The 26993-nt window shown below is 60.2% G+C and carries 22 protein-coding genes and 1 tRNA gene; 20 read left to right on the forward strand and 3 right to left on the reverse strand.

The window, feature by feature from the left end; translation table 11 throughout:
- Positions 1–4 precede the first annotated feature (4 nt).
- Positions 5–76, reverse strand: a tRNA-Lys gene (locus ACTHUY_RS09995).
- Positions 77–197: 121 nt separating this feature from the next.
- Here ACTHUY_RS09995 and ACTHUY_RS10000 point away from each other — a divergent pair.
- The 9 genes from ACTHUY_RS10000 (at position 198) to ACTHUY_RS10040 (ending at position 10851) form a co-directional block, all read left to right on the forward strand.
- Entirely contained in the window at positions 198–809 is a 612-nt protein-coding gene (locus ACTHUY_RS10000) for a hypothetical protein (RefSeq protein WP_441655319.1), read from the forward strand.
- Positions 809–1615 (forward strand): mycothiol synthase, encoded by an 807-nt coding sequence (gene mshD, locus ACTHUY_RS10005; protein ID WP_441678643.1) that lies wholly within the window; start codon positions 809–811, stop codon positions 1613–1615. Before ACTHUY_RS10000 ends, mshD begins: the two co-directional genes overlap by 1 nt.
- Before the next feature lie 48 nt (positions 1616–1663).
- A complete protein-coding gene (locus ACTHUY_RS10010; protein ID WP_441678645.1) occupies positions 1664–4000 on the forward strand; it encodes an RNA degradosome polyphosphate kinase in 2337 nt (778 codons plus the stop codon).
- On the forward strand, positions 3997–4974 hold the full coding sequence (locus ACTHUY_RS10015) for an NUDIX hydrolase (RefSeq protein WP_441678646.1): 978 nt from the start codon (positions 3997–3999) through the stop codon (positions 4972–4974). The genes ACTHUY_RS10010 and ACTHUY_RS10015 overlap by 4 nt, the downstream gene beginning before the upstream one ends.
- A 449-nt stretch (positions 4975–5423) precedes the next feature.
- On the forward strand, positions 5424–6659 hold the full coding sequence (gene pstS, locus ACTHUY_RS10020) for a phosphate ABC transporter substrate-binding protein PstS (RefSeq protein WP_441678648.1): 1236 nt from the start codon (positions 5424–5426) through the stop codon (positions 6657–6659).
- Between the two features lie 84 nt (positions 6660–6743).
- Entirely contained in the window at positions 6744–7865 is a 1122-nt protein-coding gene (locus ACTHUY_RS10025) for a PstC family ABC transporter permease (RefSeq protein ID WP_407644330.1), read from the forward strand.
- Complete coding sequence (gene pstA / locus ACTHUY_RS10030) at positions 7862–8956, forward strand: phosphate ABC transporter permease PstA (protein WP_441678650.1); 1095 nt, start codon at positions 7862–7864, stop codon at positions 8954–8956. The genes ACTHUY_RS10025 and pstA overlap by 4 nt, the downstream gene beginning before the upstream one ends.
- A gap of 42 nt (positions 8957–8998) precedes the next feature.
- A complete protein-coding gene (gene pstB / locus ACTHUY_RS10035; protein WP_126704061.1) occupies positions 8999–9778 on the forward strand; it encodes a phosphate ABC transporter ATP-binding protein PstB in 780 nt (259 codons plus the stop codon).
- 386 nt (positions 9779–10164) lie between these two features.
- A complete protein-coding gene (locus ACTHUY_RS10040; RefSeq protein WP_441655313.1) occupies positions 10165–10851 on the forward strand; it encodes a cyclase family protein in 687 nt (228 codons plus the stop codon).
- On the opposite strand, the gene ACTHUY_RS10045 is transcribed toward ACTHUY_RS10040, so the two are convergent.
- Positions 10848–11558: a FadR/GntR family transcriptional regulator gene (locus tag ACTHUY_RS10045; RefSeq protein WP_441675832.1), complete on the reverse strand. Its 711-nt coding sequence runs from the start codon at positions 11556–11558 to the stop codon at positions 10848–10850. The genes ACTHUY_RS10040 and ACTHUY_RS10045 overlap by 4 nt on opposite strands.
- A gap of 430 nt (positions 11559–11988) precedes the next feature.
- On the opposite strand from ACTHUY_RS10045, the gene ACTHUY_RS10050 reads away from it, so the two are divergent.
- The 7 genes from ACTHUY_RS10050 (at position 11989) to ACTHUY_RS10080 (ending at position 19841) form a co-directional block, all read left to right on the forward strand.
- Positions 11989–12738, forward strand: coding sequence for a hypothetical protein (locus ACTHUY_RS10050; RefSeq protein ID WP_441655311.1), 750 nt, complete (start codon positions 11989–11991; stop codon positions 12736–12738).
- A gap of 141 nt (positions 12739–12879) precedes the next feature.
- On the forward strand, positions 12880–13437 hold the full coding sequence (locus tag ACTHUY_RS10055; RefSeq protein WP_441655310.1) for an FABP family protein: 558 nt from the start codon (positions 12880–12882) through the stop codon (positions 13435–13437).
- Positions 13434–14495, forward strand: coding sequence for a CAF17-like 4Fe-4S cluster assembly/insertion protein YgfZ (gene ygfZ / locus ACTHUY_RS10060; protein WP_228201427.1), 1062 nt, complete (start codon positions 13434–13436; stop codon positions 14493–14495). Before ACTHUY_RS10055 ends, ygfZ begins: the two co-directional genes overlap by 4 nt.
- Positions 14492–14809: a DUF2516 family protein gene (locus ACTHUY_RS10065; RefSeq protein ID WP_126704057.1), complete on the forward strand. Its 318-nt coding sequence runs from the start codon at positions 14492–14494 to the stop codon at positions 14807–14809. Before ygfZ ends, ACTHUY_RS10065 begins: the two co-directional genes overlap by 4 nt.
- On the forward strand, positions 14809–15231 hold the full coding sequence (gene dtd, locus ACTHUY_RS10070; RefSeq protein WP_441655309.1) for a D-aminoacyl-tRNA deacylase: 423 nt from the start codon (positions 14809–14811) through the stop codon (positions 15229–15231). The genes ACTHUY_RS10065 and dtd overlap by 1 nt, the downstream gene beginning before the upstream one ends.
- A gap of 87 nt (positions 15232–15318) precedes the next feature.
- The gene (locus ACTHUY_RS10075; RefSeq protein WP_441678652.1) at positions 15319–17853 is read left to right on the forward strand and encodes an ATP-dependent Clp protease ATP-binding subunit; all 2535 of its coding nucleotides are present in this window, start codon (positions 15319–15321) and stop codon (positions 17851–17853) included.
- Positions 17854–18203: 350 nt separating this feature from the next.
- Entirely contained in the window at positions 18204–19841 is a 1638-nt protein-coding gene (locus ACTHUY_RS10080) for a formate--tetrahydrofolate ligase (protein WP_441678654.1), read from the forward strand.
- A gap of 224 nt (positions 19842–20065) precedes the next feature.
- On the opposite strand, the gene ACTHUY_RS10085 is transcribed toward ACTHUY_RS10080, so the two are convergent.
- A complete protein-coding gene (locus ACTHUY_RS10085; protein ID WP_441678656.1) occupies positions 20066–20620 on the reverse strand; it encodes an HdeD family acid-resistance protein in 555 nt (184 codons plus the stop codon).
- 185 nt (positions 20621–20805) lie between these two features.
- Here ACTHUY_RS10085 and ppdK point away from each other — a divergent pair, with 185 nt between their 5' ends.
- From ppdK to feoB, 4 genes are all read left to right on the forward strand, one after another.
- Positions 20806–23523, forward strand: coding sequence for a pyruvate, phosphate dikinase (ppdK, locus tag ACTHUY_RS10090; protein ID WP_441678658.1), 2718 nt, complete (start codon positions 20806–20808; stop codon positions 23521–23523).
- A 328-nt stretch (positions 23524–23851) separates the two neighbouring features.
- On the forward strand, positions 23852–24307 hold the full coding sequence (locus ACTHUY_RS10095; RefSeq protein ID WP_126704051.1) for a ribose-5-phosphate isomerase: 456 nt from the start codon (positions 23852–23854) through the stop codon (positions 24305–24307).
- A 283-nt stretch (positions 24308–24590) separates the two neighbouring features.
- Entirely contained in the window at positions 24591–24830 is a 240-nt protein-coding gene (locus ACTHUY_RS10100; protein WP_441678660.1) for a FeoA family protein, read from the forward strand.
- The gene (gene feoB, locus ACTHUY_RS10105) at positions 24827–26821 is read left to right on the forward strand and encodes a ferrous iron transport protein B (protein WP_441678662.1); all 1995 of its coding nucleotides are present in this window, start codon (positions 24827–24829) and stop codon (positions 26819–26821) included. The genes ACTHUY_RS10100 and feoB overlap by 4 nt, the downstream gene beginning before the upstream one ends.
- Positions 26822–26993: the final 172 nt, after the last annotated feature.

Raw genomic sequence — 26993 nt, forward strand, 5'->3', positions numbered from 1 at the left:
GGGGTAGGCCCCGTGGGATTCGAACCCACAACCTACGGATTAAAAGTCCGGAGCTCTACCATTGAGCTAGAGGCCCACGGCTCCGTACGGAACCGAGAAATAATGGTAGCACCTCAATTGCCTCGTCAAGGTCCTACATCCGCCTGCTGTGATGAGAGACAATAGAGAAACTCAAAAAAGTCATGAGGGAGGACACCATGAATAAGCGTCCACGCCGACCGGCGCAGATTGATCCCGAGCAGGTTGAATACCTCACGGGTGAACCGGATCCTGCACACAGCTCGGAGATCGCGCACGCTTCGGCGCAGGCACTGATCCCAACGGACTCCCGACAGAGCATTGACGACGATGTTCGCGCACGCATCCTTGAACTCATTCACGAGGAAGGGATCGACCTCATTGCGGAATCGTGGGTACGTAGCCCCTCGGACACTCTTGGCGGTGTGCTGTGGCGCGGCTACCTGCTGAAGGAATGGATCCGCAGAGAGCCCAGCGATGTGGAACAGCGCTACGCCGCCGGCTCCGCCATGCTCGCCGAGGCAGGGAAGGGCGCCCCGCCCTGGACCCCCGACGAGATTAAGAATCGCTGGGATGTCGTGTTTGAGGGCAAGGGATCTGAAGGATTCCAGGAGCTTCTCCGTGACTCCGCGTACTTCGCTCAGTTCCTCGGCGATCTTGATCCCGTCTGGATCGCCTCCGACAATCACGAACTCGCCACGGAGGTGACCCGCCGCAACAACGCTCTGCACGAGACCGCGAAGGAAATGTCGGTGGGATCTGTCGCCTTCGGAGAGGGGCGGCTCGACTGATGCGAGTATCGACCGCACGGCCCGATCAGCAAGCATTCAAAGATTTCGCCGCTCTCGTCGAGCAGCACGATGGTGTTGAGGCTTTCGGAGAAGCATCGCATCGCGATGTCACCGAGGACCGCCCAGCCCGCTACCTGGGGCTCTACGAGGACGATGTGATCGTTGCCTTTGCCGTCATGGGCAAGGAGGGTAGCGAGCTCGCCGTGCACCCCGACTATCGGCGCCAGGGAGCCGGACGCCAGCTCGTTGAGCATGTCTCCCAGACCGTGAAGCCCATGCGGCTCTGGTCCCACGGGAACCTGCCTGCGGCGGCTGCGCTCGCGGCTAGTCTGCGCCTCGCCGTTGTCCGCGAACTCCGTCAGCTTTCCATGGATATTGGCGATGCTCAGCGCCCAATCGGCCGCGATGATGTTGTCCTGCGGCCATACACCGACGCTGATGCTGATGCTCTTGTACGCGTTAACGCTCGGGCCTTTGCTTCGCACCCGGAGCAGGGTGCGATGACGGCGGAGGACATTCCCGCGTCCGGAGGGGAGATCTCCGTTGCCGAGGCCGAAGGCGAGATCGTTGGCTACGTGTGGATTCAGCGGGATCCCGCTGAGCTGTACGTGCTTGGTATTGATCCCGACTGGCAGGGCAAGGGATTGGGCGGTTGGCTGACCGCGCACTGCCTGGCCGATCTGCGCGAAGGTGGAGCCGACTCGGTCATGCTCTACGTGGAGGGCGATAACACTCCTGCGCTGGTGACATACGAGCGGGCCGGGTTCACCCTGTCTCGCAGTGATGTCCAATATGAACTTGCCTGATCCGCTGAGGTTAGTTTTCCGTTAACTTTGTCTTGGGAGGATGTGCGCATGGATAGTGAGCTCGAATCGAAGTTCGGTAGCGACGCTACCGATGAGCAGGGTGAATTCGTCGACTTCGAAAATGAGGTCGATGACGAAGATCTGTTGCCAGAGGGGATCGACAACGACGATGAGCTGGCCCGTCGCGCCCGGATCCGGGCCGCAACCCGCGTGGGTTCGCCGGTTCCAATGGAATCCCTTGCCGCCCAGGTAGAGGCCGAACCGGACGATGAGGACTCGGACCTGCCGGAGGGCAGGTTCGCGGAACGCGAGCTGAGCTGGCTGGCGTTCAACGCCCGCGTTCTCGAGCAGGCCGAGGACCAGACCCTGCCGCTCCTGGAGCGCGCCTGGTTCCTCTCGATCTTCTCATCGAACCTCGACGAATTCTTCATGGTTCGCGTTGCCGGACTGAAACGTCGTATCGCAACCGGTCTAGCGGTTCCGTCGGCAGCGGGGCTGTCGCCCCGCCAGGTTCTCGAGGGAATCACCGAGGGCGCCCACGAGCTCATGGCCCGTCACGCGGCTGTCTTCTCTGAGGACGTCCAGCCGAAGCTTGCCGAGGTGGGGATTGACATCAACCACTGGGATCAGTTGGAAGATCTTCAGCGCGAGGGCCTGCGAAAGATGTTCCGCTCGGATATTTTCCCGGTCCTGACGCCGCTGGCCGTTGACCCGGCTCACCCCTTCCCCTACATTTCCGGTCTCTCGCTCAACCTTGCCGTGGTTGTGCGCAATCCGAATACCGGCAAGGAGCACTTTGCTCGAGTGAAGGTCCCGCCGCTCCTTCCCCGTTTTATCGCGATCGATAATGCGGGACGCACGTATCGTCCCGAGGATGCTTCGCTCATCGGAGAGGGGACGGTCTTCGTTCCCCTCGAAGAGATCATCGGTGCCCACCTGGATACGCTCTTCCCGGGCATGGAGGTCGTCGAATTCGATACCTTCCGCGTGACACGCAACGAGGATGTCGAGGTGGAGGAAGATGATGCGGAGAACCTCCTGACCGCTCTTGAGAAGGAGCTCATGAGGCGCCGCTTCGGCCCCGCCGTCCGCCTCGAGGTCGCCGAGGGAATCTCCGACCACGTTCTTAACCTGCTCATGAAGGAACTGGATGTTCGGGAATCGGATGTGTACCGGCTCCCGGCGCCCCTTGACCTGACCGGCCTTGACGTTATCCACGATCTCGATCGTCCGGAACTGAAGTACAAGAAGTTCGTGCCGGTGACCGCGCGTGGCCTTGCGGATGTCGAGTCATCCACTCCGACAAACTTCTTCGACGTCATCAGGGAGCAGGACATTCTGCTCCAGCACCCCTACGATTCCTTCTCGACGTCCGTCCAGCAGTTCATTGCCCAGGCCGCGGCCGACCCCAAGGTACTGGCGGTCAAGCAAACCCTGTACCGCACGTCGGGCGATTCCCCGATCATTGACTCCCTTATCCAGGCTGCTCGCGCAGGCAAGCAGGTCCTCGCAATTGTGGAGATCAAGGCGCGCTTCGATGAGGCCGCCAATATTGAGTGGGCGAGGAAGCTGGAGCGAGCCGGCGTGCACGTCGTCTACGGCATCGTTGGCCTGAAGACGCACTGCAAACTCTGCCTTGTTGTCCGCCAGGAAGAAGACGGACTGCGCCGCTACTGTCATGTGGGTACCGGTAACTACCATCCGAAGACAGCGCGCGGCTACGAGGACCTTGGCCTGCTCACCTCGAATAGGGATGTTGGTCAGGACCTCACGAGGCTGTTCAACCAGCTGTCTGGTTATGCACCCCGTACGAAGTTCCATCGCCTCCTCGTTGCCCCCAGGTCAATCAGGCCGGGCCTCATTGAGCGAATTGAACGGGAGATCGAACACAAGCAGGCCGGCAAGGATGCTTGGATCAAGATCAAGGTGAATTCGCTCGTCGATGAGAAAATCATTGACGCCCTCTACCGGGCCTCCCGGGCCGGTGTCCGCGTTGATATTCAGGTGCGCGGAATTTGCTCCTTGCGAGCAAACATCCCGGGCCTTTCTGAAAACATCCGAGTGCGTTCGATCCTCGGCCGCTTCCTTGAGCACTCCCGCGTCTTCGCTTTCTGCAATGACGGGGACAACGACGTGTTTATCGGTTCCGCCGATCTCATGCACCGGAACCTTGATCGCAGGGTTGAGGCGCTGATCAAGATCATCGACCCCGGTCAAATCGCACGCCTCGTCAAAATGCTTGAGATCGCTACATCTGACTCCACGTCCTCCTGGCACCTCGAGGGCGACGGATGGCGGAGAGTGAAGTACGACGAGGATGGTGAACCGCTCACCGATATCCAGGAGCTCTTCATGAGGAACGCACGCTCCCGGGTGAAGAGTTGAGTTCTAGGCCCGATGTCGTAGCGGCCGGTGCACTCGTATGGCGGGTAACCGGGCGCAAGCTCGAGGTACTCCTCGTGCACCGGCCCTCCTACGACGACTGGTCCATCCCCAAGGGGAAACTCAACAATGGTGAAGACATCCCGGTTGCGGCGATTCGCGAGGTCGAGGAAGAGACCGGTGTGCCGATCTACCTTGGCCAGCCCCTTGGCAAGGTCAACTATCGCTTAGGCGACGGCAGGAAGAAGACCACCTACTACTGGGCTGCCAGGCCGCTGTCGACCAGCACGAAAGTGTTCAAGGTTCGCCCCCACGTGTCACCCGCGAAAAGCTCGGAAGTTGACAAGGTCCGGTGGGTGACTGCCAAGAAGGCCTTCAACATCCTCACCCAGGACTCCGACAAGGAACTCCTCGGTAAACTTGTTGACCAACACAACGACGACAAACTCGACACATGGACTCTCATGGTTGTCCGGCACAGCCGAGCCGTGAAGAGGTCCGCCTGGAAGGGCGGCAAGGGTTCGGAGGAGACGCGCCCGCTCACTCCCGTCGGTGGGAAAATGGCGAAGGAAATGATCCCGCTTCTGTCGTCTTACGGCATCACCAGGATTGTTACTTCCCCGTGGGAGCGATGCGTGGCGACGATGAGGCCCTATGCCAACGCCATGAAAATCAACATGGAAACCTTCGACGAGCTCACGGAATCGGCGCACGAGAAGAAACCTAGGCCCGTCTACCGGCTTATCGACAAGCTCTTACGTGTTAACGAGGCGCCTGTGGCACTCTGTGCCCACCGCCCAACGCTCCCCACCATCGTGGAAGCATTTCGCGACAGGGCCCCGCATTCCATCATCAAGCAGGTACCGCGGACTGACCCGTGGCTCCAGACCGGCGAAGCCCTCGTGGCCCACGTGTCGCAACGCCGAGGCCGCAAGGCAACCATTGTCGCCCTCGAAAAGCTCCGCCCCAGAGTCTGATAACCGCTACGCCCGATAGGTCTGTGAGCCAGTTCAGGGCCCGCTGGTAGCGGAGCTGTGGACTCGCCGGTGGTTAGATCGAATCGCCAAGCCTTGCTTCGCCCCCGCACATTCCCCGCTGAACGATCTGCCGTGGGGCAGATGTGGGGGAGAGTGGTGGGGCGCGATACCCCGCCAGCGTGGTGTATTGTGCCCGGCCGCAACCCTGTGCGCGGGGAATCACTTGAATCGTGATGATGTTGTTACTTGATTCTTGAGCTCAAAAATTTTCCGTCTTAGTAGGACGAAATGGTCATTTCGAGCGGATTTGACACGCTAAGGGGCCAAGCCGTGATCTGATTCATAGCAGTGTTAACCAACTGTTTACCCTAAACCGGTTTTGTGGTCACCAAGCCCGCTTAGCGTAGATCTCGGTCCGGAGCTTCGCGCTCTCCCAGAACTATTGAAGGATGGAAACGACCGTGAACATCACCCGTTCCCGCAAGGCAGCATCGCTCGCACTCGCTGGCGCCCTTGCTATCACCCTGACCGCCTGCTCCGACGACTCGGATACCGAGGAGACGACTGGAGCGGAGGAGACCACGGCTGCGGAGGATACCACCGACGCCGAGGAGACCACCGAGGAAGATTCCGAGGAGCCGACCGAGGACGAGGGCGACGACACCGCTGGTTCGGTTGACGTCCCCACCCCGATCGCTGACCTTGGCGTCTCTGGCACGCTGAACGGCTCTGGTGCTTCCTCGCAGCAGAACGCCCAGCAGGCTTGGCGCGATAACTTCTCCGCCGACCACGGCGTGACCGTTAACTACAACCCGACCGGTTCGGGCACGGGCCGCGAGCAGTTCATCGGTGGCGAGGTTTCCTTCGCCGGTACCGACTCGATCCTCGACGAGGAAGAGGTTGCAGCTGCTGCGGAGCGTTGTGGCTCGGAGCTTCTTGAGCTTCCGCTCTACATCTCGCCGATTGCTGTTGCTTACAACCTCCCGGGTGTTGACTCGCTCAACCTCTCGGCAGCCAACATCGCCGCAATCTTCAACGGTGAGATCACCAACTGGAACGACGACGCAATTGTCGCCGACAACCCGGATGTTGACCTCCCCGACCTTGAGATCGTTCCGATCAACCGTGCAGACGACTCGGGTACCACCGAGAACTTCACGCAGTACATTGTTGAGGCTGCTGGCGAAGAGGCATGGCCCTACGAGACCGGCGATGTTTGGCCGATCTCGGGCACGCAGTCCGCTGAGAAGACCAACGGTGTCGTCGACCTCACCGCTCAGACCGAGGGTGCAATCACCTACGCTGACGCTTCGCAGATTGGCGACCTCGGTGCCGCCAACGTCGAGGTCGACGGCGAGTTCCTCGAGTACTCGCCCGAGGCTGCTGCCGCGATCGTCGACGGCTCCGAGCCGACCGCTGACGCAACCGACTACATCCTCACCGTTGACCTCGTGCGCGATGGTTCGATCGCTGACGCCTACCCGGTTGTCATGATCTCCTACATCATTGCTTGCACCGAGTACGACGACGCGCAGGAAGCCGCTAACGTCAAGGGCTACCTCTCCTACATGGCATCGGACGAGGGCCAGCAGGCCGCGACCGCAGCCGGCGGCGGTAACGCCCCGATCTCCGACGATCTCCAGTCGCGCGTTATGCCCGCGATTGACGCCATCGTCACCGAGTAATTGCTCGAGCAGTTAATAAAGTAGCCTAATGGCGGGCTGGCCTATGGCCAGCCCGCCATTCAGTGCTCAATTAAGGAGTTTCGCGTGTCTACAGTGACAACGAGAGACGAGGCGAAGAAGACGCGGAAGCGCTCTGTCGGTTCAACCGGCGATAAGACGTTCCGTGGCTTTGCGTACGGAGCTGGAATCGCGATTCTCGTGCTTCTGGGCGCCGTTGCGTTCTTCCTTCTTCTCCAGTCGTACCAGGTCTATACGGCCTCCATGGAAGAGATCCAGGAGGATGTCGGATTCGCTCAAGTTGGTTCTGAGCCGCTGTCCTTCTGGGGATACGCAGCCAGGGCACTGTTCGGCACGGTCCTCTCTGCACTGATGGCTCTTGCCATCGCGGTTCCTCTTGCCATTGGCATTGCCCTCTTTATCTCCCACTTTGCTCCGAGGCGTCTCGCTCAGCTTCTCGGATATATCATTGACCTGCTCGCAGCCATCCCCTCCATCATCTTCGGTATGTGGGGTATGTGGACGCTTGAGCCTCTGATGAAGCCCATCTTTACCTGGATGGAGGACTATCTCCGTCCCATCATTGTGTTCTTCACCGGCGATTCTGAGATGGTAGACGGCGAAGAGGTGTGGAGCGGTGGACTGCCGTTCCTGGCCTACCCCGCCGAGAACTGGGAATGGTGGCCGATCCAGCCCGACGTCCTCACCGTCTCCGCCGGACCCGCCCGTAACATCGCCATGGCTGCTGTCATCCTCGCGATCATGATCCTTCCGATCATCACCTCCCTATGCCGCGAGGTCTTCATTCAGACCCCGCGCCTCCAGGAAGAGGCAGCAATGGCACTGGGAGCCACCCGCTGGGAAATGATCAAGATGACGGTGCTCCCCATGGGACGCTCCGGCATGGTGTCCGCCGCAATGCTTGGCCTGGGCCGTGCGCTTGGTGAAACGATGGCGCTCCTTATGGTTCTGTCGGCCGGCCTGCAAATCAACTTCAACGTTTTCTCGGTCGGACAGCACTCGACAATCGCTTCGCAGATCGCTCTGCGCTGGCCCGAGGCCAGTGCGGGAACCGCTGAGAATCCGTCGCTCGAGCAGCCGTTCCTCATTGCGCTCGGCTTGCTCCTCTTCGTCCTGACATTCATTGTCAACTTCATCGCGCGCGGCATTGTGAACCGTCGTAAGGAATTCTCGGGAGCTAACGCATGACCACCTTGACTGAAAACGAAATCATGGGGGCCAAGAAGTCGTCTACCCACGGTAATCGCCTTCCCCGCTGGTTCACCCCCGCCATCATCGTCCTCTCGGCCGCGCTGTCACTGTTCAGCCTTAACACGTGGGGCTACGAGGGCATCACCCCGATCGCCTCGGTCGTCCTCACGATCATCTTCTACCTGGTGGTCGCAACAGCAATCTCCTTCCTTGTAGAAGGCCGTCGCTACGCAACCGACCGCCTGGTTTCCGGCCTCATTACGACCGCGTTCCTCGTGGCCGTTGCCCCTCTCATTTCCCTTCTGTGGATGGTCGTGGAGGCCGGTGTTGGATCACTGGACTGGGAGTTCCTTACGAACGACAAGGACGGCCTGACGCTTGAGGATCACGCTTCCGGTGCGGGCCACGCCCTCGTCGGTACGCTCGTCATCACCGGCACGACCGCGCTTATCGCGGTCCCGCTGGGCATCATGACCGCCGTTTACCTTGTCGAATACGGCCGTGGCTGGCTCTCCCGCACGGTGACGTTCCTCGTCGATATCATGACCGGTATTCCGTCGATTGTTGCCGGTCTGTTCGCAGCAGCGATGATCCCAACGATCGCAGAATACTTCGTTGGGAAGTCGGAGGCACTTCAAATGAAGACGGGCTTCATGGGCGCGGTCGCGCTCGTTGTTCTCATGACACCGATCGTTGTCAGGAACACGGAGGAGATGCTCCGCATCGTCCCCAACGAACTGCGCGAAGCCTCCTATGCGCTGGGTGTCACGAAGTCCCGAACAATCATCAAGGTTGTTCTCCGTACCGCCCTGCCCGGCATCGTTTCCGGCGTCGTCATCGCTATCGCCCGCGTTATCGGTGAGACGGCCCCGCTCCTTATCACCACCGGCACAACCAACGTATTCAACTGGAACCTGTTCACCGGATACATGGAAACTCTGCCGACATACGTTTACGCTTCTTGGAGTAATCAGCAGACCCGCGAACTCGCGTGGTCGGGCGCCCTGACGCTCATTATCCTGGTTCTCCTGCTCAACCTCATAGCCCGATTCATTGCCAAGGCGTTCGCGCCGAAGGGCGAAAAGTAAGCCGGTATCCCGGCGTAATGAAACCCTGGAAGGAACAATCCTGTGAACGAAGGCATTGACGTCTCAAACCTCAACATCTACTACGGCGACTTCCTCGCCGTAGAGGATGTCACCATGCACATTGCACCCCGCTCGGTAACGGCCCTCATCGGCCCCTCCGGCTGCGGTAAGTCGACCTTCCTCAGGTCGCTCAACCGCATGCACGAGGTCATTCCCGGCGCATACGTGGAAGGCGACGCCGTCATTGACGGCAAGAACATCTACGGCCCCGGCGTTGACCCCGTCGACGTCCGAGCATCCGTCGGAATGGTGTTCCAGCGTGCGAACCCGTTCCCGACGATGTCGATCGCGGACAATGTCCTCGCTGGCGCAAAGCTCAACTCTCGCAAGATGAGCAAGTCCGAAGCCGATGAGCTCGTCGAGTTCTCGCTGCGCGGCGCCAACCTCTGGGAAGAGGTCAAGGACCGCCTCGGACGTCCCGGCTCCTCCCTGTCCGGTGGCCAGCAGCAGCGCCTCTGCATCGCCCGCGCCATCGCGGTCAAGCCCGAGGTGCTCCTCATGGACGAGCCCTGCTCGGCTCTCGACCCGATCTCGACCCTCGCCATCGAGGACCTTATCCGTGAGCTCGAGAAGGACTACACGATCGTCATCGTCACCCACAACATGCAGCAGGCCGCTCGCGTGTCGACGATGACCGGGTTCTTCAACATTGAGGGCACCGGCAAGCCCGGCCACCTCATCGAGTACGACACCACGGAGAAGATCTTCTCCAACCCCTCGAAGAAGGACACCGAGGACTACGTCTCGGGCCGTTTCGGCTGATACCCGGGGGACACGGCAGGAATGATCAGACCGGCCGCCAACCCAACCAACGAGTTCGCATCGAACTGACTGTGCGCCCGCCACCCGGCGGGCGCACAGGGCTCTACGGGCAGCTATCTCAGCAGTACCGATGGTCGCTATCCTCACTTATCCACTTTTGCTCCGAGGGATTGAACGAGGAACGCTGGAAACGATGACGGAACGAAAAACGTATGAAAATGGGTAAAGAACCTGCGGGGGACTCCTCACCCGGGAAGTTCATCGAGCTTTCTCAACCTACTCTGAATACGTTCCCATCGCTTTGTAAGGGTAACCTTATTCTCGCTCGCCAGTCCTCAGAGGTCTGAGGTAGATTGTTGCCATACTCACAACGAAGGAGAACAACGATGTTCGTACACCTTGCCCATGTCCTGGATCCGAAAGATGTTGCATGGCCGGGAGAGCCCGTCATCAGCATTGAGCAGGACACGCACCTGTCGGAGACCGGAAAGCCGTTTAACTCGCACCTCATCACCCTGCCGAACCACTTCGGTACGCACATGGATGGACCCCGTCACTTCAACACGTCGGGTACCCCGTTCGATGAGCTACCGATTGAGACCTTCGCCTACCACGGCGATGAGATTCTTCTCGTGGACCTCCCGCACCGTAACGGCGCCGAAGAGATCGTCACGAAGGAAGGCCACGAGCCCTATGCGGACGAGCTGAAGGGCAAGCGCCTCCTGCTCCTGCGCACCGGCTTTGAAGAGAAGCGAGAGTCGGATCCCGATATCCATCAGAACCGCGGCGTCTCCAGCCACTCGGGCCTATCCAAGTGGCTGAACGAAGAGTTCCCAGAGCTTGCCTGCATCGGCATGGACTGGATGTCTATCGCGGCACCGACCAACGACCACGGCCCGGAGGCACACCGCTGGTTGCTCGGCAACTACAACGACCACATCATCACCGGTATCGAGGACATGAGTCTCGCACCGATCGGTGATAAGAAGATCAAGTTCCTCACCATGGGGCCGCTCCGCATCAAGGGAGTTGACTCCGCACAGGTCAACGCAATGGCGTTGCTGGAGGACTAGGCCTTCGCCGGCTCATCCGACAGGTGCGTGGCGATATCGTCCGCCGTCTGCGTCATGTGAGCTCTCATCGCATTCTTTGCCCGATCCTCGTCGCCATCCTCGATGGCGGCGAGGATCACCTTATGATGCTCGGTTGCCCGGTTGCGAATACTCTCATCGGAGCTCGTCAGCTTTCGTGAAGCAGACAGGGCGTCCTGGAGCGGAATCATGATGGCAGACAGAAACGGGTTCTTGCTTGCCTTAAGAATGGTCGTGTGGAACGCAAGATCCGCTTGGGTCACGCCCGTAATGTCTCCGTGCTTTTCCGCAACGGAGTAAGTCTCGAGGTGCTTTCGGAGAGCGGTAATGTCGTCGGCGGTACGGTTGCGGGCAGCGAGCCCACACGCGCCGACCTCGATCATGCGGCGAAGCTCGATGAGTTGAAGCCCGATCTGCCGGGGCGACTCGGTGTGGATGAATGCCGCGATCATTGTTGGCAGGTCCGTCCACGAATCGATCGGATTAACGAAGGTGCCGCGACCGTGCACAACCTTGAGGACGCCGCGCGTTGAGAGTGAGCGTACGGCCTCCCTCATGGTGGGACGGGAAACCTCAAGGAGCGTAGCGAGATCCGCCTCCGGGGGCAGTGGCTCATCGACGCTAAATTCACCGGAATAGATCCTCGACAGGATGTCGTCGACGGCAACTGTAACCCGATCAACGGACATGTTTGCTCCTTCTCATTGTGCCCGTTCATTGTCTCACGCGCGCAACGGTGATGAGCAACTGACAGGCCATAATCGCACGTCCAGTGCGTTTAGAGCGGATGTCCGAAGAAGAAAATAAGTTAGCGCCGACAGAGTCGGCGCTAACTGTGCGACACCGAACCGGATAGCGCCTGTCGGCGCGAAGGCCACTCGTAGTGGCAATAGTTGGAGCCCGGGGCTTTCGCGATCCGGTGCCGTGACACCATTCTTACCGTCTTTCACCGATTCGTCAATCTGTTACCCCGATCACCAGAACGATCTCTCTTCCGTGCAACTACTTTTTGGTAACCATGCACGTATTTGCAGGTAGGGGGCGAATGCGACCTATCTGGGGAGCGTGATCCTGGCCGTTTAACGTGGTTACGTGGCCCAATCATGGCAAGATCGGAACGTGGCCTTTGGAATTGAAACGCGGATGAGTGCGAACGCTCGAGCCCTGACAACGATCGTCGGTGCGGGTGTTCTGTTCGGGGCTTCGGCTCTCGGAGCGGAGGCGATGGCGGTCGCCAGCGGCCTCATTGGCATGTTTCTCGCATTCGGCTGGTCCTTCCTTATCGAGCTGCCCAACCCGGGTACCGCCCGCAGGGTTATTGTCGGCACCGCAATCGCGACCGCGTTCGTCGCCTACTTCCTGACAATCAGGGAACTCACGTTCCTGGCCGGCTTTGTCGTGATCGCGGGCTTTGTGGCTGAGATGGCGAGAAAGGATGGCAGGCCCCGCCTGCTCGAACAGATCTCCGGTACCGTCTCGGGCTCGATGCTGGCGTTGATGGCGGGACTGTGGACGAGGTCCCTGCTCGTTGAAAGCGATGGCGCGGATGCCATTCAGGTTGTCCTTATCGCCATTGCAGTCGCCACCCTGCTGGAGATGCTGATCCCGCACTCTCTTCGACACCTTCGCCACGTCGTCTACATGGTGGGCGGATTCCTTGGCGGCTTGCTCTTCATGCTCTTCGCGGACCTGGCCTGGTACGCGGCGGGGCTCACCGGTTTGGCCGCGGGCGCAATCCTTGCGATGTTTGATTCGATCCTTCGCAGGCTACCGCCCGCCACGCGCCGCAGGCCCGGGTTTGCGCTCGCCATGGTGCCGCTCTGTGCGGGTGCGGTTGTGGCTTACACGCTGACCCTCATTCTGGCCTGATCGGGCCGCAGAGATCCTTGCGGATCTGTCCGTAAAGCTCAGTTCATGTGGCATGAGTCCACCGGCATGGATTGGGATGTTGGGACCCCGAGCCGCATTTGTCACGTTTCGCCCGTGTGCCCGGTTCGCTAGGCTTAGGACATGTTTGAAATTCCGGAGAATCTGGCACCCGAGACGTATCCGATGGCGTGGCTCGTTGGAACGTGGCGGGGCTACGGCTCGATCGGCTACCCCGGTATTGAGCAGGCACCCATGATTTGCGAGCTCGAGGTGTTCAACAATGGTGGCCCGTACCTGACTGTTAATGGCACCTGGTACCTGGCCAACGAATCGATCGAGAAGGTCGATATGGAGCTCCCCGGAGATCAGGGTGTTGCTCAGCTGACCGAGGAGCGCCTATGGCAGGCATTTACCGGCTTCCTGCGTCAGTCACCGGAGAAGGAGGGGGAGCTCGAGGCAATGATCGCATCCCCCGATGGGCGAGCAACGCTTTTTGTTGGTGTTGTGAAGGCCCCTCGAATGAACCTCGTATCAGACACGATCGTCCGTTCCGCGACCGGTGCGCATGTTGATGCTAGCCAGCTCCAGGTTGCGATGGTCGATTCCGATCTACTGTTCGCCTACGACATGTCGGCGTTCGGTGAAGAGATGCAGCCGTACGCGGCAGGTCGTCTCAGCAAGGTGAGGGAGAACAATTGATTCCTGCAGAACTTCCCGGAGCTGTCCTGGGCGACGGCATTGATGATGCTGTCCCGGCACACTACGGATCTCCTGCTCGCGAGCAACGGGCGCTGATGGCGGGGGAGGCACTCGTTGATCTCTCCCACATGTGCGTCGTCACGGTCACGGGCCCCGACCGTCTGTCGTGGGTGCATAACCTGACGACTCAGCACATCATGAATCTTGAGCCGGGTGTTTCGACCGAGCTCATCCTGCTGACCGCCGAGGGACGGATTCAGGTTCCCGCGGCCGTCGTTGATGATGGCGAGACGCTCTTCCTCATCGCCGATGTTGGCCAGGGGGAGGAACTCGCAGAGTTCCTCCAAAAGATGAGGTTCATGCTCCGCGTGGAAGTAACTCTCCGGGACGATCTTTCCCTGCTCGGTGGCATCGGCGAATTCGCGGTGCCGCGCGCGGTTATTACGTGGCAGGACCCCTGGCCGAACGTGCCGGCCGATTCCGTTGCCTACGGCGTTCCTGCTGAGGAACATCCCGCGTTTGGTCGCAAGCGCTTTATCGCGCTAGTTCCCACCGCCGAGAAGTCGGAGGCCCTCGATGAGTGGGGTGGGAAGATGGCGGGAATGCTGGCCTGGGAGGCCCAGCGGATCGTTGACCTGCGCCCCCGGCCCGCACTTGATAGGGACGAGAAGTCGCTTCCGCACGAGTGGGACTGGCTCCGCTCTGCCGTTCACCTGAACAAGGGCTGCTATCGCGGGCAGGAAGCGATCGCTCGCACCGTGAATCTCGGGCGCCCGCCCCGCCGAGCTGTCCTGCTTCAGCTCGATGGTTCGGAGGAGCGCTTGCCGGGTCCCGGCACCGAGATTCTCATGGGTGAGAAGGTTGTCGGCACAGTGACCAGCTCGGGACGGGACATGGACGAGGGGCCGGTTGCCCTCGGTCTTCTCAAGAGGAACACTCCGGTTGATGCGGAACTGACCGTTGACGGGGTGCCTGCCCTAGCCGAAGTGATCGTCAACCCCGACGGTCGTACGGAACTGTCGTACGAGCGCCCGAAGGTACGCCGTCTCCCATCATGAGCCCCGGTCTTCTCTTCAACTACTTCATCCTCGCCCTGTTCCTGTGGGCGATAATTGATGCCGCCACGCGGCAGAAGGCCGCCTTTGACTGGGCGGGAACGATGGGCAAGTGGCAGTGGGTGCTCCTCCTGATCGCTGCTGGCGCTTTCCGTGCCGGTCTGCTGACGACCAGAATTCCCTTCGGCTTTATCATCTCCCTCGCCTGCTTCGTCCTGGTCGTCTACTACCTGGGTTCGATCAAGCCAAAGCTGGATGAACTACCCCGCCGCGGCAATGGGCGCGGCAGAGGCAATAGCGGCAGGGGGTCCTGGTAGTGCGCGCCGTTATTTCCCGGGTCACCAGCGCGAGCGTGTCAGTTGAAGGAATCACCGTGTCGTCGATTGATCGGGGTCTTCTCGTGCTCCTTGGGGTAAAGCCCGATGATGGGGATCGGGAGATCGAGCTAACCGCGCGCAAGATCGCGGACCAGCGGATCTTTGAAGACAGAAGCGCCGCGGAGGCGGGGCTCCCCGTTCTTCTTGTCTCCCAGTTCACCCTCTACGGGGATATCCGGAAGGGCCGGCGACCCTCCTGGTCGCATGCTGCGCCCGGTGATGTTGCCGAGCCGATGTACGAGAAGGTTGCCGAGCGCCTGCGCACCGACCATGGGCTCACCGTCGAAACGGGAGTATTCGGGGCAATGATGGCGGTGGAGTCCGTCAATGACGGGCCGTTTACTCTCTGGTGGGAATGTTAACTTCCGTCTGCTAACGCCAGCGGCGAACACAGGCATAGGCCTCCGGATCCTTTCGTTAGAGTAGGTGAAGCTATTAAAGGAGGCGCAATGTTCGAACGGTTTACTGACCGTGCGCGGCGCGTAATCGTGCTGGCTCAGGATGAGGCTCGCAACCTCAAGCACAAGTACCTGGGCACGGAGCACATTCTGCTCGGCCTCATTCGTGAGGGTGAGGGTGTCGCAGCGAAGGCCCTGGAGGCCCTCGACATTTCCCTGGACGATGTACGCGTCCAGGTCATTGACATTATTGGCGAGGGGAACGAAAACCCCTCCGGCCACATCCCCTTCACGCCGCGTGCGAAGAAGGTTCTTGAGTATGCCCTGAGGGAGGGCCTGCAGCTTGGGCACTCCTACATCGGAACCGAGCACCTCCTCCTCGGCCTGCTCCGCGAGCAGGATGGCGTTGCCGCGAAGGTTCTCGTCAAGCTCGGTGCTGACCTTGGACGGGTACGCCAGCAGGTCAACCAGCTCATGAGCGGCTACCAGGGCAAGGAATCCGTCGGAGTTAGCACCGGCCCCCGCGAGGGCCAGAAGGCCGGTTCGACCGTTCTTGACCAGTTTGGCCGTAACCTCACGCAGGCCGCGAGGGAACGCAAGCTGGATCCCGTTATCGGACGCAACACCGAGACTGAGCGAGTCATGCAGGTGCTGTCCCGCCGCACGAAGAACAACCCCGTTCTCATTGGCGAGCCCGGCGTCGGTAAGACCGCCGTTGTCGAGGGTCTCGCCCAGTCGATTTCCTCGGGAGATGTCCCGGAAACCCTCCGCGACAAGCAGCTGTACGCGCTCGACATGGGTTCGCTCGTTGCAGGCTCCCGCTACCGCGGTGACTTCGAGGAACGCCTCAAAAAGATCCTGAAGGAAGTCAACACCCGCGGTGACATCATCCTCTTCATCGACGAGGTTCACACCATGGTGGGTGCTGGCGCTGCCGAGGGCGCGCTCGACGCGGCCTCGCTGCTGAAGCCCATGATGGCTCGCGGTGAGCTCCAGATCATCGGTGCCACCACTCTCGACGAGTATCGCAAGCACATTGAGAAGGACGCGGCGCTTGAGCGGCGCTTCCAGCCTATCCAGGTGGATCAGCCGACCGTCGAGCAGACCGCCGACATCCTTCGCGGGCTCCGCGACCGCTACGAGGCTTTCCACCGCGTCACCATCACGGACGACGCGATCGAGGCAGCGGCGACCCTCTCGGATCGCTACGTGAACGACCGCTTCCTGCCGGATAAGGCCATTGACCTGATTGATGAGGCCGGTGCCCGCCTCGCGATTCGGAAGATGACGGCGCCGCCGGAGCTTCGTGAGCTCGACGAGAAGATCGCCGACGTTCGCAAGCAGAAGGAATCCGCGATCGACGGCCAGGACTTCGAGAAGGCTGCGGCGCTCCGCGACAAGGAACAGCGCCTCGCCGAGGAGCGTGCCGAGAAGGATAAAGCATGGAAGGCGGGCGACATGGACCAGGTGTCCGTCGTCGACGAAGACCTCATTTCAGAGGTACTCGCTATGTCCACCGGTATCCCCGTCTTCAAGCTCACCGAGGAAGAGTCGCAGAAGCTGCTCCGCATGGAGGACGAGCTTCACAAGCGGATCGTTGGCCAGGACGAGGCAATCAAGTCCCTGTCCCAGGCAATGCGACGCACCCGTGCAGGTCTTAAGGACCCGAAGCGCCCCGGCGGTTCGTTCATCTTCGCCGGTCCGACCGGTGTTGGTAAGACTGAGCTGGCAAAGGCGCTCGCCGAGTTCCTGTTCGGCGATGAGGACGCACTCATCACGCTCGACATGTCGGAGTACGCGGAGAAGCACACCGTTTCCCGCCTCTTCGGTGCCCCTCCCGGCTACGTCGGATACGAGGATGGTGGACAGCTGACCGAGAAGGTTCGCCGTCGCCCGTTCTCCGTCATCCTGTTTGACGAGGTGGAGAAGGCTCACCAGGACCTGTTCAACTCGCTCCTGCAGATCCTCGAAGAGGGTCGCCTCACGGACTCGCAGGGACGAGTTGTTGACTTCAAGAACACGGTCATCATCATGACGACGAACCTCGGCACGAAGGACATTGCCCGCGCACAGAACACCGGTTTCCAGGTGGTCGGCGACACCGGCACGTCCTACGAGCGAATGAAGTCGAAGGTGAATGACGAGCTGAAGCAGCACTTCCGGCCCGAGTTCCTCAACCGTGTTGACGAGACCATCGTCTTCCCGCAGCTCACGCAGGACGAGGTCCTCAAGATCGTCGACCTCATGATTGCGCAGCTGGCGGAACGCCTCGCGGTCCAGGAGATGAAGGTCGAGATCTCTCAGGACGCCAAGGAGCTCCTTGCAGAGCGCGGCTACGACCCGGTTCTGGGTGCTCGCCCGCTGCGTCGTGCAATCCAGCGAGAGATCGAGGACGCACTGTCCGAGAAGATCCTGTTCGGCGACCTCAAGGCTGGCCAGACCATCCGCGTGGACGTCGACAAGGAGAACATTCCGATGTCGTTCACGTTCGAAGGTGATGATGTCGAGGCTGATAAGGAAGCCGAAATTGATCAGGCCGTCGATGAACTCGACGACACCGCACTGGAAACCGGCCCACAGCAGTAACACCGGCAGGTAGCGGGCCCAGAGCGTGACTGAATAATGTAACCGAAGGGGAGAAGAAGCAATTCTTCTCCCCTTCGGCGTACCCGATAAAACTATTGACCCCGTGTTACTCCGCCGTTGCCTAGTCTGGGACCGTTGTTCCCTGATCGCACAGGATGAAAGGCGGCGCGTTGGAAGGAGCAAGACCTTGTTGGCCTGCTAGGTAAGCAATAGGTGTTGAGAGCTTCATGTGGGATAGTTCTGAGGTATTTTCTGTTCTGGATTGCGCTGCTGCGGGTGGAGACTGAACTGGTGCAAAGAGGGTCTGATTACCGCACGGTAGGTGGGGTTTGACAGCATATCCTGAAATCATGACGCGTACTTCTCACCCGATTTCAGCCGTCGCCGCATCACTCAACATCCCCGATGATGCTCTTCTCCGATACAGCCACGACAAGGCCAAAGTTGACCTGGACTGGCTGTCGTCCCGCCCCGAAAACGACTCGAAGCTTGTGCTGGTGACGGCAATGTCGCCAACGCCCGCCGGGGAAGGAAAGACGACAACATCGATTGGCTTGGCGGACGGGCTCAGAAGAATTGGCGAAGAAGCCGTTCTTGCACTGAGGGAGCCGTCCATGGGTCCCGTGTTCGGGATGAAAGGAGGGGCGACCGGGGGTGGTAAGGCGTTGCTGGTTCCCGAGACCGATATCAACCTGCACTTTATGGGAGACTTTGCGGCAATCGCGGAGGCCAACAATCTTCTTGTTGCCCTCGTCGATAACCACATCCATCACGGTAACGAACTGGGGATTGATCCGCGGGCCGTCGGGCTTCGCCGTGCAATCGACGTTAACGACCGGACGCTCCGCACAATCATTACCTCGCTCGGGGGCCGAGCAAACGGCGTCGTGAGAGAAACCGGTTTCGACATTACGGCTGCCAGCCAGATTATGGCTGTCCTGTGCCTGGCGGAGTCCCCCGACGACCTGAAGGACCGGCTCGCCCGGATCGTTATTGGGGACCGGTTTGATGGTGCAGAAGCCACCGTTGCTGACCTCGGGGTGCAGGGCTCACTCACCGCGATTCTGGCCTCGGCACTTGCACCAAATCTCGTTCAGACCCTGGAGGGAACCCCCGCTTTTGTGCACGGCGGACCGTTCGCGAATATTGCTCACGGATGCAACAGCATTATCGCGACGAGGGCAGCCTTGGCCACGGGCACAATTGCGATCACTGAAGCGGGCTTCGGGGCAGATCTTGGGGCGGAGAAGTTCATTGACATAAAGTGTCGCCAGTCTGGGCTACGACCGGATCTTTCCGTGGTTGTCGCAACCGTCCGCGCCCTCAAATACCACGGCGGTGTTCCGCTGGCGGAGTTAGCGGAAGAAAACGTTGATGCTCTGCGTGCGGGAATCGTTAACCTGGTCCGTCACGTCGAGAACCTCCAAGGAGTGTTTGGTCAGTCGGTTCTTGTTGCCCTCAACGAGTTTGCCACCGACACGGAAGTGGAGATCGAGGCGGTTAAGCAGGCTCTTGCCCCGCTCGGCGTCCATGCTGTGACAAGCTCGCACTTTGCGAATGGGGGAGAGGGCGCCACCGACCTTGCTCGGGCCGTTCTGGAAGAACTCAAGACCCCGAGCCGGACAACGTTCTGCTATCCCGATGAGGCAGGGCTCCAAGAGAAGGCCCTGAACGTTGCCACCCGGGTTTATCGGGCTGGCGGAGTCACGTGGACGGCCTCGGCAAAGAAGGAGATCTTGCGCCTGGAGGAAAGGGGCTACGGTCACCTCCCCGTCTGCATTGCCAAAAGCCAGTACTCATTCGCCTCGGAGAAAATGCTTGGCGCACCCACCGGGCACACGCTACCGATCCGTGAGGTCAGGCTCTCGGCCGGTGCAGGATTCGTGGTGCTCATTGCGGGCTCGATCATGACCATGCCGGGGTTGTCCAAGCGGCCAGCGGCACTCGATATTGATGTAGTGGACGGAGAGATCGTCGGCCTGCACTAGAGATCGCACTAAAGACCAGAGGATCGGGGTGTTGATAAGGGGGTGGTCGTCGACGCTCGCTAGCTCTATTTCCCGGTGACGTTCTGAACGCGTTGGGAGGGGCTTGAGCCCCGTTCAACGCGTCTTCCGCTCAACGGGTCTTCCTCTCAACGCGTCTTCCGTCCAACGCTACGTCGGTCGAAGCCTCGCATCCCGTTCGAGGCCTTGCATGCTTGCGTGCTTGCCTAACGGGGCTCGGGTTCTTCCGGTGGTGCGATGGACCGCAGGGTCCAGCCGATCCAGGTGAGGAGCGCACCCCAGGAGATGGAGCCGATACCGATGGTGATGGCAATGGCGGCGACACCGGTCCACGGTTGGGCAATGACGAGAATGCCGGCGATGACAAGAAGGATTCCGCCGAGGGCGGGGAGCCACCACTTCTCGGTCAATGATTTGATGGAGAAGGCCGAAATGAGGGTCCAGAGGCCGAGGGCCAGCGCCCAGGCTCCCATGATGATGATCAGGAGCGAGGCCGCAGTATCTGTCGCTACTAAGGTCCATATTCCGACGACTCCGAGTATGACTCCGGCGAAAGTGATTGCGGTGCCCTTAGCGTCTTCGTACTTCTTGAGCCCGACGTAAATGAGAAAACCGCCCTGGACGAGCAGGAAGATGGCGAAAGCGATGATAAGGGTGCGGAGCGTGATCGCGGGCATGGCAATTGCCAGGACACCGAAGACGATGGCGGCTATGCCTCCGAGGAAAGGCACCCACCAGGAGCGCGTGAGAAATGAGAACATGCCCTTTTTTGCCTCCTGCCGTGGAGTTTTCAGCATATCTGCCATATGTCATGCATGTCACGTTCCGTTAGAACATAATGGAGAGACGGATGGTGGGACCTTGGTCACTCACTGAATGGGACCAAGGTGTTAACTTGATTCGTGACGTAATACACATTACGGACAGGGTCCAACGGAGGAAACTGATGACCAAGTACGTCTACGCCTTCACCGAAGGTGACAAAGACATGAAGGACCTGCTGGGCGGCAAGGGTGCCAACCTCGCAGAGATGATGAAGCTCGGAATTCCTGTACCCCCAGGGTTCACAATTTCAACGGAAGCCTGCCAGACATATCTGCAGCATGGCTATTCCCCCGATTCTCTGCAGGTGGAGGTGACCACCGCACTGCGCCAAATGGAAATGGATATGGGTAAGAAGCTCGGGGAGGCCGAAAATCCGCTTCTTGTGTCCGTCCGTTCCGGCGCCAAGTTCTCCATGCCGGGCATGATGGAGACGGTCCTCAACATTGGCCTGAACGACGAATCTATTCACGGCCTCGCCGAGCGTTCCGGTAATCCGCGCTTCGCGTGGGACTCCTATCGGCGCCTGATCCAGATGTTCGGTAAGACCGTTCTCGACATCGACGGTGACTACTTCTCGGATGCCCTCGATGCTGCGAAGGAGTCGCGTGGAATCACGCATGACACCGAGCTAGATGTCGAAGCTCTCAAGGAGCTCGTTGATGAGTTCAAGGCAATCGTTGAGCGCGAAACCGGTAATCCCTTCCCGCAGGATCCCCGCGAACAGCTCGACGGTGCCGTTGAGGCCGTGTTCCGCTCCTGGAATACGGACCGCGCACTAATCTACCGCCGCCGCGAGCGCATCCCCCACGACCTTGGCACTGCCGTCAACGTGCAGGCGATGGTGTTCGGCAACATGGGTGACAAGTCGGGAACCGGTGTCTGCTTCACCCGCGACCCCTCTTCGGGGCACTCCGGCATTTATGGTGACTACCTCGTTAACGCACAGGGTGAGGATGTCGTTGCCGGTATCCGCAACACCCTGGCTCTCGAAGATCTCGAGCAACTCGACAAGAAGTCGTACGACGAACTGCTCGACACGATGCGCACGCTGGAAACCCACTACCGCGACATGTGCGACATCGAGTTCACGGTTGAGGAGGGTAAGCTCTGGCTTCTGCAGACGCGCGTTGGTAAGAGGACGGCGTCCGCGGCCTTCAAGATCGCGGCTCAGCTTGTTGAGGAGCGCCTGATCACTCGCGATGAGGCCCTAACCCGCGTGAACGGCGAGCAGCTCACCCAGCTTCTCTTCCCGCAGTTCGATGACGAGGCCGACAAGACGGTCCTGACGAAGGGTATGGCGGCGTCCCCGGGTGCCGCCGTTGGCGAGATCGTGTTCTCGAATGCGCAGGCCATTGAGCGCACCAACGCTGGCGCGGATGTCATCCTGGTCCGCAGGGAAACGAACCCTGATGACCTCGAGGGCATGGTTGTTGCTTCCGGCATTCTCACCGCGCGCGGTGGTAAGACCTCCCACGCTGCCGTGGTTGCCCGTGGCATGGGCCGTTGCTGTGTTGTCGGCGCCGAAGCCCTGCAGGTGAATGCCGCCGAAGGAACGCTCACGGTGCGCGGCTCTGACCGCGTTCTCAAGGCCGGTGACGTTATCGCGATCGATGGCACGTCCGGTGAAGTCTTCCTCGGGGAGGTCCCCGTTGTTCCGTCGCCGGTCACGATCTACATTGAGCAGGGCCTGGATGCTGGTCTAGCGGCCGCCCAGGATGAGGCGACGAAGGAACTTGTTACCTCGGTTCACCTGCTGCTCACGCACGCCGATAAGCGGGCCCGCCTGGCGGTCCGTGCGAATGCGGACGCTCCGGAGGATGCTGCTCGGGCACGCGCCTTTGGCGCCACCGGTATTGGATTGTGCCGTACCGAGCACATGTTCCTTGGCGACCGCCGCCAGCTCATTGAGAAGGTCATTCTGGCTGATTCGGGAGACGAGCAGGAAGAAGCATTCGATGCTCTCGGCCCGCTCCAGCGTGGCGACTTCGTTGGCATCTTCGAAGCGATGGATGGTCTGCCCACCACGGTCCGTCTCATTGACCCGCCGCTCCACGAGTTCCTTCCGGACCTCACGGAACTGTCGGTCAAGCTTGCCGTCAAGGAAGCGCAGGGCGAAGAGGTTACGGCAGAGGAGAAGAAGCTTCTTGAGACCGTCCGCGAGAATCATGAACAGAACCCCATGCTGGGTCTGCGTGGTGTCCGCCTTGGTCTGAAGCTTCGGGGACTGTTTGGACTTCAGATCCGTGCCATTGCCGAAGCTGCGGCCGACCGCATTGAGGCCGGGGGCGATCCGAAGCCGGAGATTATGGTTCCGCTCGTTGGCTCCGTCCGCGAGCTCCAGATCATCCGTGAGGATGCTGTGGAGATCATCGCGAAGGTCGAAGAGGATCGTGGCGTTAAGCTCGACATTCCCGTTGGTGCCATGATTGAGCTTCCTCGCGCGGCAATCACCGCCGATTCGCTCACCGAAGAGGCTGACTTCTTCTCGTTCGGCACAAATGACCTGACGCAGACCGCGTGGGGCTTCTCCCGTGACGACGTGGAAGCAACATTCTTCAACGAGTACTTCGATCTCGGCGTCTTCGGTGTATCGCCGTTCGAGTCGATCGACACTCGCGGTGTTGGCAAGCTTGTCTCCATCGGCATGAAGAATGCTCGCTCGGTGAAGCCGGAGATCCAGTGCGGTGTCTGTGGCGAGCACGGTGGAGATCCGCAGTCAATCCACTTCTTCCATTCGGTTGGGCTCGACTACGTGTCCTGTTCCCCGTTCCGCGTCCCCGTGGCACGCCTCGAGGCGGGCCGCGCAGCGGTTTCGAACGAGGCTCCCGACGAGGTCTAAAGCATCTATCCGCACCCCGAAGCGGGAATCTCGCTACTTCTCCTGAGCGGATCCCCTTCACGTGCTCGTGGCCCTGCACGTTATCCCGTGTGGGGCCACGGTTCTTCAGCATTAAGCGGGTTTTGCGGATAGCTCTGGACCTGTGACGGGGTAAAGGCGGTAACCTGGGAACTAGCAACCCGGGGGTTCGCGAACGTGGATCGCCGGGCGGCCAAGAGGACGGAAAACGTTGCTTGCAGGCGGACCTGATATCGCGGAAAGACTTCCGCGTCGGGTACCCGTGTGCCATGCGTTCAAGCTGTCGCAGTTGATCTGAAAGGAAGACACCATGGGTTTTCGCGTTGTAGTCGCCGGTGACATTGCCGGTGTGAATTATAAGGATGCAATCAAGGCCGACCTCGAGGCAGATCCCCGGGTCGACGAAGTCATCGATGCCGGCGTCAAGCAGGGCGAGGACATCGACTACCCGCACGTCGCAGTCGACGCGGCCCGCATGATTGCTGAAGGCAAGGCCGACCGCGGCATCTTCGTTTGCGGTACGGGCATGGGCGTTGCGATCGCAGCTAACAAGGTCAAGGGCATTCGTGCCTCGACCGCACACGACTCGTTCTCCGTTGAGCGTCTCGTGCTGTCGAACAACGCACAGGTCCTGTGCCTCGGTGAGCGCGTCATCGGTAAGGAGCTCGCACGCCGCCTGGCCAAGGAGTTCCTCAACTACGAGTTCGACGAGACCTCGAACTCCGCTAAGAAGGTTGACGCCATCTGCTCCTACGAAGAGGACTAATCTTCGACCGACTATCGCGATAGTCGGCTAATCAATAATCAAGCAATGCGCCCCTCAACGTGAGGGGCGCATTGCTTTACGTGTGGAGTGCTTCTTCGGTCGAGTGGGTGGAAAGTGCTTGTTCTCAAGAGGGCGTGCTTGCCGTGGTGTGGTGGGTGCTGACACGACTATTCTGGAACCGCTCCTTTATTGGTGTTTTTCGGCGACACATCACGGGAAAGTAGTCGGACATTTCAGACCTAGGTCCCGGGATTGTTTGGTTAGGCGATCCTAAATTGGGGTTATGAATTTGAGTGCTTGGCCGCTTGGCAGGACGGCGCGTCTTGTGTCGACAGACTTTCCCACAGGATCTCTCCGCGCGAAGGAGCTCGGGCTACGTCCCGGAGCAATTGTCCGAGTCACTCAGCGGACACTCTTTGGTGGAACGGTCCTCGATGTGTCGGGAAGCCGCCTGGCGCTTGATCGAACCTCGGTGCGTCGCATGATCGTTGAACCCCTCGATGTTGAGGGAGCGCCATCGTGAGTTGCTCACACTGCGAACCGAGCGATAATCGCGGGACCGTTCTCGTTGATAGCCCAACAATTGTTCTTGTTGGCAACCCGAACGTCGGTAAATCGACGCTGTTCAATAAGTTGACGGGTGCTCACCAGACGATCCGTAATGCTCCGGGAACCACGGTGGATCTGTCGAGCGGCGGATGGAGTGGCGGCGGCAGGGAACTGACCCTGATTGACTCACCCGGAACATATTCACTCCTTGCTCGTTCTGCTGATGAAGAAGTGGTGACCGAACTGCTGACCGGCGAGATCGAGGGTTCGAAGAAGCCGGATCTGGTTGTCGCCGTTCTCGATGCAACCGCGCTACAGCGTTCTCTCTACCTGCTTGGCCAGGTGTCGAAGACGGGTCTTCCTGCCGTTGTTGCGGTGACCATGACGGACGTGGCACGCGCCGAGGGCGTCACCGTCGACAGTACTGTTCTTTCGAAGGTGCTAAGTGTTCCCGTTGTTGACGTTGATCCGCGCCACGGGAGGGGACTAGAGGCACTCGCAGATACAGTTGTTAAAGCACTCGGTACGCAACCTCTTCTCAGGGGGCCGGGTGCCTGCAATTGCGCGCACGGCGGGCAATGCTGCAATGACCCGGTCAAGGATTCCGATTCGCTCGTGGACCGCATGGTCGAAGCGGACGACGTATTCGACTGGGTCGAGGATGTTTCGGCGCAAGTCGGTGCGGGGAGCCGGAGGGTGGAAACAACCTTCTCGGACAAGGTTGACCGCGTCCTTCTCAACCCGGTCGCTGGCCTCGCCGTCCTGCTCGGTGTGCTGTGGGCGCTGTTTCAGGCGACAACGGCAGTTGCAGCCCCGGTCATGGAATGGGCGGAAGGGTTCGTCGCCGGACCCGTCACCGACGGCGCCCTGTGGCTGACAGGTCTCGTGGGCCTGTCGGGAAGCTGGGTCGAATCCCTTCTCATTGACGGTGTTCTTGCCGGTATCGGCGTTGTTCTGTCGTTCGTCCCACTCATGTTCATCATGTTCCTTGCGCTCGCTCTGCTCGAGGACTCGGGGTACCTGGCGCGTGCGGCACTACTTGCCGACCGGCTGATGCGAGCGATTGGGCTCGATGGTCGTGCGGTCCTGCCACTGATCGTGGGGTTTGGTTGTAACCTGCCGGCGCTCGCGGCCACGAAGAGTCTCCCGAATGCTGCGCACCGCACCGTCACGGCCCTGCTCGTTCCGCTCACGTCATGTGCGGCCAGGCTTACCGTCTATATCCTCATTGCGGCGGCCTTCTTCCCCAATCACGCGGGCACGGTTGTGTTCGGCATGTATGTGGGCTCGGTTCTGCTTGTTATTGCCGGCGGTCTTCTGCTGCGACTGATTTTCAAAGACACGAGTAGCGCGGATCCGCTGTTCCTTGTTCTCCCGTCCTACCAGCGTCCCGGCGTCTCAACCGTTCTTCTCATTGCGGGACGGCGCGCGCTCGCCTTCCTCAAGGGGGCGGGTGTCACGATCGTCATCATGCTCACTCTCATGTGGTGCCTCATGGCAATCCCGGTGCGAGGCGGCCACGACATCGCCGATGTTCCCGTCGAGGATTCCCTGTACGCGGAGATCGCCGACTCGGTCTCACCCGTGTTTGCTCCAGCAGGCTTTGACGACTGGCATGCAACCGCAGCTCTGATGACGGGCTTTGTTGCGAAAGAAACCGTTGTCGCGGCCCTCGCCCAGTCATATCAGGTGGACGAGCCGGCCGAGAACGACTATGCGGACGCCGAAGGCTCGGATCTTGGTGCCAGGCTCCGTGCCGACTTCGACGAGTCCTCCGGCGGTCACGGCGGGGCCGCAGCTATTGCGTTCCTGGTATTCGTTCTGGCCTACACCCCATGCGCGGCGACCCTTGCGGAACAGAAGCGAGTGCTCGGAGGAAAACTAACCTTTGTTGCCTTTGTCGCCCAGTTAGCTCTCGCCTGGCTCCTTGCCGTCGCGGTCTTCCAGATCGGCTCGCTGTTCTAATGTCGCGGGTCTTGAGGGCGCTACGCCGCGGCGGATCGGTTGCGACAATGGCACGGGAATCAAAAATGGATCCCGAGCTGGTTCGACTTGCCATCGATCACCGCGAGCGCCTCCTCGCAGGCTCAACCAAAGTGGGCCGGAGTGGGGGAGAAGCCCCTGCACCCGATGGTTC

The organism is Flaviflexus sp., assembly GCF_052087705.1.
In the GTDB taxonomy this organism is placed as follows: domain Bacteria; phylum Actinomycetota; class Actinomycetes; order Actinomycetales; family Actinomycetaceae; genus Flaviflexus; species Flaviflexus ciconiae.